At 40.2% G+C, this 356-nt stretch carries 1 pseudogene and 1 other annotated feature; the pseudogene reads left to right on the top strand.

Annotated elements, in window-relative coordinates:
* Positions 1–356 (top strand): annotated as a pseudogene (locus GVV58_RS15345) (transposase); the annotation flags it as partial.
* Positions 222–338, top strand: a sequence feature (AL1L pseudoknot). (Overlaps the previous pseudogene by 117 nt.)

Here is a 356-nt window from a genome sequence, read left to right as displayed (position 1 = left end):
ATTGAATCTGAAAAAGATTATCCTTCTACTTGGGCTGCAATCACAGCAATTGCGCCTAAGATTGGTTGTACTCCTGAAACACTTCGTGCCTGGCATCAAAAGCATTTAGATCAGCAAAATCCTATTAAAGTACAACAGATATCTGATCAAGAAAAAATGAAGCAAATGGAACGTGAAATTAAAGAATTAAAGCGTGCCAATGAAATTCTACGTAAAGCAGCCGCTTTTTTCGCCCAGGCGGAGCTCGACCGCCCACACAAATAATGGTGGATTTCATCCATAACAATAAAGATCGATATGGTGTTGATGCGATTTGTAGGATTTTACCGATCGCAGCTTCAACCTATTACCGGACT

It is taken from the genome of Acinetobacter sp. 18QD2AZ41W (genome assembly GCF_009829025.1).
Classification (GTDB): Bacteria; Pseudomonadota; Gammaproteobacteria; order Pseudomonadales; family Moraxellaceae; genus Acinetobacter; species Acinetobacter pseudolwoffii.
This window is presented reverse-complemented; position numbering and strand designations above follow the sequence as displayed.